The 6,150-nt window shown below is 75.5% G+C and carries 5 protein-coding genes and 1 pseudogene; all 6 read right to left on the minus strand.

Features of this window, described 5'->3' with window-relative positions; genetic code table 11:
- The coding region (locus tag DT057_RS05435) for a DEAD/DEAH box helicase (protein WP_162501329.1) at positions 1-1,252 on the minus strand (1,252 nt) is incomplete at its 3' end.
- 286 nt (positions 1,253-1,538) lie between these two features.
- Positions 1,539-2,731, minus strand: a 1,193-nt coding sequence (locus DT057_RS05440) for an MFS transporter (protein ID WP_244937349.1), incomplete at its 5' end; no start/stop codon positions are given.
- A 1-nt stretch (position 2,732) separates the two neighbouring features.
- A pseudogene (locus DT057_RS36565) lies at positions 2,733-2,953 on the minus strand (MFS transporter); the annotation flags it as partial.
- On the minus strand, positions 2,953-4,005 hold the full coding sequence (locus tag DT057_RS05445; RefSeq protein WP_128561089.1) for a DNA polymerase III subunit delta': 1,053 nt from the start codon (positions 4,003-4,005) through the stop codon (positions 2,953-2,955). The gene DT057_RS05445 and the pseudogene DT057_RS36565, both read right to left, overlap by 1 nt.
- Positions 3,995-4,717 (minus strand): dTMP kinase, encoded by a 723-nt coding sequence (tmk, locus tag DT057_RS05450; protein WP_128561090.1) that lies wholly within the window; start codon positions 4,715-4,717, stop codon positions 3,995-3,997. The genes DT057_RS05445 and tmk overlap by 11 nt, the downstream gene beginning before the upstream one ends.
- Entirely contained in the window at positions 4,714-5,928 is a 1,215-nt protein-coding gene (locus DT057_RS05455; RefSeq protein WP_128561091.1) for a D-alanyl-D-alanine carboxypeptidase family protein, read from the minus strand. Before DT057_RS05455 ends, tmk begins: the two co-directional genes overlap by 4 nt.
- Positions 5,929-6,150 lie beyond the last annotated feature (222 nt).

Below are 6,150 nucleotides of genomic sequence, written 5' to 3' on the forward strand. Positions count from 1 at the left end.
CGGCGCCGGAGCGGCCGCCGCCGGGCCGCTGGCCCCGCGGCCCCGGCTGGCGCCGGTCGCGCTCGGCCTCGGCGACGGCCTGGGCCGCGTCCTCGCGGCTCGGGGGCACGAAGCCCTCGGGCATCGGCGCCACCGACACCTTCTGGCGCGTCAGGCGCTCAATGTCGCGCAGGTAGGCGCGCTCCTCGTCGTTGCAGAACGAGATCGCGAGGCCGTCCGCGCCCGCCCGGGCCGTGCGGCCGATGCGGTGGACGTAGGCTTCCGGCACGTTCGGCAGGTCGAAGTTGATGACGTGGCTCACGCCCTCGACGTCGATGCCGCGGGCCGCGATGTCGGTCGCCACCAGCACCCGGCAGCCGCCGGCCCGGAAGGCCGCGAGCGCCCGCTCGCGCTGGGGCTGGGACTTGTTGCCGTGGATCGCCGCCGAGCCGATGCCGTCGCGCTCGAGGCCGCGCACCACCCGGTCGGCACCGTGCTTGGTGCGGGTGAAGACGAGGACGCGGTCGATGGACTCGTCGCGCAGGATCGTGGCGAGCAGGGCCTGCTTGGCCCCCGTGGAGACGTGGATCACGGTCTGCTCGACCCGCTCGGCCGTGGTGGCGACGGGCGTCACCGCGACCTGGACGGGGTTGCGCAGGTACTGGTCGGCGAGGCCCGCGATGTTCTTCGGCATGGTGGCCGAGAAGAACAGGCTCTGGCGCTGCGCCGGCAGCAGCTTCACGATCCGCTTGAGGGCGTGGATGAAGCCGAGGTCGAGCATCTGGTCGGCCTCGTCGAGGACGAGGTACTCGACGCCTTCCAGGGTCAGGGAGCGCCGGTCGATCAGGTCGAGGAGCCGGCCCGGGGTGGCGACGAGCACGTCGACGCCGCCCGCGAGCACCCGCTCCTGGCGGCCGATGGTGACGCCGCCGAACACCACCGTGGTGGTGAAGGGCAGGAACTTGCCGTAGTCGCGGAAGCTGTCGGCGATCTGGCTGGCGAGCTCGCGGGTCGGGCTCAGCACCAGCACGCGGCAGCCGCGGCGGGGCGCCCGGGAGGCGCCCGCCGGGTTGCCGCCGGCGAGGCGGTGCAGGATCGGCAGCGCGAACGCCGCGGTCTTGCCGGTGCCGGTCTGGGCGATGCCGCAGAGGTCGCGGCCCTCCATGGCGGGCATGATAGCCTGCGCCTGGATCGGGGTGGGCGTGACGTATCCGGCCTGGGCGAGCGCCTTCAGGAGCGGCGCCGCGAGGCCGAAATCGGTGAACTGGGTCAAGGGATTCTTCTTCAGGTACAGCAGCGGGATCGCCTGCATGGGTGCGGGGCACCGCGACGTCGCGATCCGTCATCGGGAGACCGCCCGCGTGATGGGGCAGTCCGGAGGTTCGAGCGATTAAGAGAGGGGCCGGGCCTGCCACGCACGAGCCGCGGACAATCCGTCACGCAGCCCCCTCGAGCGGGCCGCTGGGCCGCTGACGCTGCCCCCGCGATATGGCGGTGTGCGGGCGCGAAGTCAATGCGCGGGGCGGCCGGCGCGCCCGTGGCGTCGTCGCAGCCGGCGCCTAATCGGCGGCGAGCGGCCGCGCCACGTCCTCCAGCGGGCGGCGCTCCGCGGCGACGCCCCAGATCCCCGCGACGGCCCCCGCCGCGACCATCATACCGGAGGCCAGGAGGTAGCCCCCCAGGATCGCCGCGCGGGACTGGCCCTCGATCAGGAGGCCGAAGAGCGCCGGGCCGACGGCGCCGACCGCGGTGCCGACGGCGTAGAACAGCGCGATGGCGAGCGCCCGGATCTCGAGCGGGAAGACCTCGCTCACCGTCAGGTAGGCCGCGCTCGCCGCCGCGGAGGCGAAGAAGAACACCGCCATCCAGCACAGGGTCAGGGTGGCGGCGGTGACGAGCTCCTGCCAGAACAGCACGCCGCTCAGCGCCAGGAGCACGCCCGAGACCCCGTAGGTGAGCGCGATCATCGGCTTGCGCCCGACCGTGTCGAAGAAGCGCCCGAGCAGCACGGGCCCGAGGAAGTTGCCGGCCGCGAAGGGCAGGATGTACCAGCCGACCCCGTCCGCCGGCACCGCGAGGAAGTCGATCAGGATCAGCGCGTAGGTGAAGAAGATCGCGTTGTAGAAGAAGGCCTGGGCCGACATCAGGGCGAGCCCGACGAGCGCCCGCTGCCGGTAGCGCCCGAGGGCGGCCAGCACCTCGGGGAGCGGCGTGTGGCTGCGCGGGCGCAGGCGCACCGTCGGGAAGGGCCCTTCCGCGAGGGCGTGGCCCTCGCGGCGCAGGCGCGCCTCGATGGCGGCCACCAGCGCCTCGGCCTCGGCGGCGCGGCCGTGGGTCATGAGCCAGCGCGGGCTCTCCGGGATCCAGGCGCGCAGGAGCAGGATCGCGAGGCCGAGGACCGCCCCGAGCCCGAAGGCCGCCCGCCAGCCGTGGTCCGGCCCGAACAGGGCGGGGTCGAGCACCACCAGCGAGGTCCCGGCGCCCAGGACCGCGCCGAGCCAGAAGCTGCCGTTAATGACGAGGTCGGTCCAGCCCCGCGCCCGGGCCGGGATCAGCTCCTGGATGGTGGAGTTGATCGCCGTGTACTCGCCCCCGATCCCGGCCCCGGTGAGGAAGCGGAAGAGGCAGAAGCTCCACAGGTTCCAGGACAGGCCCGTGGCGGCCGTGGCGGCGAGGTAGACCGCCAGGGTGACGAAGAACAGCGTCTTGCGCCCGAGCCGGTCGGTGAGCCAGCCGAACCCCAGCGCCCCGANAGCCCGATATCGGCGTTCGAGAAGCGCAGCACCGGGCTCGCGCGGAGCGCGCCGGCCAGCGCCCCCGCCAGCGTCACCTCGAGGCCGTCCAGCACCCAGGTGATCCCGAGGGCGAGCACCACCAGGCTGTGGAACCGGCCCCAGGGCAGCCGGTCGAGCCGGGCCGGGACGTCGGTCTCGATCACGGCGGGGGCGCCCGCTCCGGGTGAAGCGTCCGGCATCAGCGCCCCGCCCCGGACTCCCCGAACAGGGACAGCACCACGGGCCTGCGGTCGAGGTTGTAGACCTGCGCCTCGCGGGCGGCGCGGCCGATGCGCTCGGCGGCCTCCGCCAGGGCCGCGAGGCGGGCCGGCGGCTCGCCCTGGCGGCGCGCGATCTCGGCCGAGAGGTGGCGCTGCACCGTGTCGAGGGCGACCCCGTAGAGCGCCTCGGCCTCGCGGGCGGCGAGGCGCTCGGCGAGGCGCAGCACCCGGCGCCAGTCCGGCCGGCTCCCCTGCGCCAGCAGGGCCTCGACCTCGTCGACGAGGGCCAGGGTGTCGGGGTCGAGGAGCCCGAGGGCGCGGGCGACCGAGCCCTCGCTCAGGGCCGCCGCCCGGGCGAGCAGCGCCGGCGGATGGGCGTCGAAGGGCGGCCCAAGCCCGGCCAGCACCGAGGCCACCTCGCCCTCGCCGAGGGAGCGCAGGGAGAGGCGCCGGCAGCGCGAGCGGATCGTCGGCAGCAGCCGGCCGGGGGCGTGGCTGACGATCAGGAACAGGGAGCGGGCCGGCGGCTCCTCGATGAGCTTCAGGAGGGCGTTGGCGCTGGCGAGGTTCAGCTCGTCGGCGCAGTCGACGATGCAGATCCGGTAGCCCGCATCCGCCGAGGTCTCGGCGAAGAGGTGCAGGGCGCGGCGCGCCGCGTCGACGGTGATCTGGGTCGGCACGGTCTTGGCGCCGGGCGCGCGCTGGCGGCGCAGCAGCACGAGGTTCGGGTGCGACAGGCCGGCGACCTGCCGCGCCACCGGGTGGGAGGGCGCCAGCGCCAGGGTCTCGGGCACGCCCCGGCCGGCGCCGTGCGCCAGGAGGTGCCGGGCGACCCGGAACGCCAGGGTCGCCTTGCCGATCCCGCGCGGCCCCCCGAGGAGCCAGGCGTGGTGCAGCCGCCCGGCCCCGATCGCCGTCCGGAAGGCGTGCTCCGCCGCCTCCTGGCCGACGAGGTCCTGCTGCTCGCGCGGGCGGCGCAGGCCCGCGACCTCCCCCGGCTCCCACTCGTCGCCCGCGCGCTCAGGCGGCATCGCTCGCCTCCGGCATGAGGTGGGGCAGGCGCCCGGCCACCGCCGCCCGGATCGCCTGCGCGACCGCGTCGGGGGAGCCGTGCGCGTCGATCACGGCGCAGCGCGTCGGCTCGGCCTCGGCGATGGCCCGGTAGGCGGCCCGGAGGCGCTGGTGGAAGCCGAGCGCCTCGGCCTCGAATCGGTCGGGCCCCCGCGCCCCGGCCCGGTCGCGGGCCCGCGCGCGGGCGAGCCCGACCTCGGGGGGGAGATCGAGGACCAGGGTCAGGTGCGGCCGGGTGGCCCCGACCACCACGCGCTCCAGGGCCGCGAGGGTCTCCGGGTCGACCCCGCCGGCCGCGCCCTGGTAGGCCCGCGTCGAGTCGGAGAAGCGGTCGCACAGCACCACCGCGCCCCGGGCGAGCGCGGGCCGGATCAGGGTCTCGAGGTGGTCGAGGCGGGCGGCCGAGAACAGGAGCGCCTCCGCGAAGGGGCCGTAGGGCTTGGCCGCCCCCGCGAGCAGCGCCGTGCGGATCTGCTCCGCCCGGGGCGAGCCGCCCGGCTCCCGGGTGGTCACGACCTCGCGCCCCCCCGCCGGGGCTCCCTCGCGGGAGGCCGGGCGGGCGAGCGGGCCGGCCCGCAGGCGCGCGGCGAGGCGCGCGATCTGGGTCGACTTGCCGGCCCCCTCCCCGCCCTCGAACGTGATGAACAATCCGGGCCGCTGCGCGACGGTCACGACTTGTGGGTGATCCGGTTGAGGGCGGACCGGAACCAGCCGGTCCCGACCTCCAGGGCGGCGTCGAGGGCGCGCTGGGTCATGGTGCCGGCCGCCACCTCCTCGCCGGTGTAGAGCGGCATGTCGAGCACCTGCTGCTCGCCGCGGGTGACCTTGAGGCGGCCGACCTCGCGGCCGCTCGCCACCGGCGCCGCCAGCGGCCCCTGGTAGGTCGCCCGGGCGACGAGGCGGTCGGCGTTGCCGCGGGGCAGGAGCAGCCGCACGGGCTTCCGCGTCACCAGGGGCACCCGGCTCCGCTCGCCCCCGAAGGTCTCGGCCTCCGCCACGGTCTCGCCGGGGGCGAAGATCTGGCGGGCCTCGAAGGCGCGGAAGCCCCAGTCGAGGAGCTTGCGCGATTCCGCGGCGCGGTCGCGGGCCGTCTTGAGGCCGCTCAGCACCACGACGAGGCGCTGCCCGTTCTGCACCGCCGAGCCGGTCAGCCCGTAGCCGGATTCCTCGAGGTAGCCGGTCTTCAGCCCGTCGGCGCCGACGTCGAGGGTGAGGAGCGGGTTGCGGTTCTGCTGGCGGATCTTGTTCCAGGTGAACTCGCGCTCGGAGAACAGCTTGTAGTCCTCCGGATAGGTCTCGATCAGGTGGATGGCGAGCCGGGCGAGGTCGCGGGCCGTCACCTTCTGGTCGGGGGCCGAGTAGCCGGTGGCGTTGCGGAACAGGGACTTGGTCAGCCCGATCTCGCGGGCGTGCCGGTTCATGATCTGGGCGAAGTTGTCCTCGGTGCCGGCGACGCCCTCGGCGGCCGCGATGGCGGCGTCGTTGCCCGACTGCACGATGATGCCGCGCAGGAGGTCGGGCAGCCTCACCCGGCTGTTGAGCTGGGCGAACATCGACGAGCCGCCGCCGCCGGCGCCCCCGCGCTTCCAGGCGTTCTCGCTGATCGTGAACTCGCTGTCCTGGGTGAGGCGCCCCTTGCGCATCTCGTCGAACAGCACCTCGACGGTCATCAGCTTGGCCATGCTGGCGGGCGAGAAGGGCTCGTCGGCGGCCTTCTCGAACAGCACCGCGCCGGTGTCGGCGTCGATCAGGATCGCGTGCGGCGCCAGGGTCTGGAACCCCTGCGCGAGAGCCCCCGGCGCGCCGAGCGCGACCGCCAGGGCCAGGCCGGCGGCCAGGCGCACGAGCGCCCTGCCCGCTCCGGTCGTCGCTCTCACACCCATGCCGCCGCCGCCCGCCCGCACCGTCCCGGCCGCCCGGGAGATCGCCCGCACTCTGCCGTCCCGGTCCGGGCGGCGCAACCGCGCCGGACCGCCTCACCCGCCCTCGCGGGACGCGGCGCGCCTAGTACATCCCCGCGACCTTGGCGCGGCCGGGGCCGGCGGCCCGGGACGCCGCCTGGCCGGCGGCCTCCTTGCCGGCGACGCGCTGGGCCGGCGCCGCCC

Source organism: Methylobacterium crusticola (genome assembly GCF_003574465.1).
Taxonomy (GTDB): Bacteria; Pseudomonadota; Alphaproteobacteria; order Rhizobiales; family Beijerinckiaceae; genus Methylobacterium; species Methylobacterium crusticola.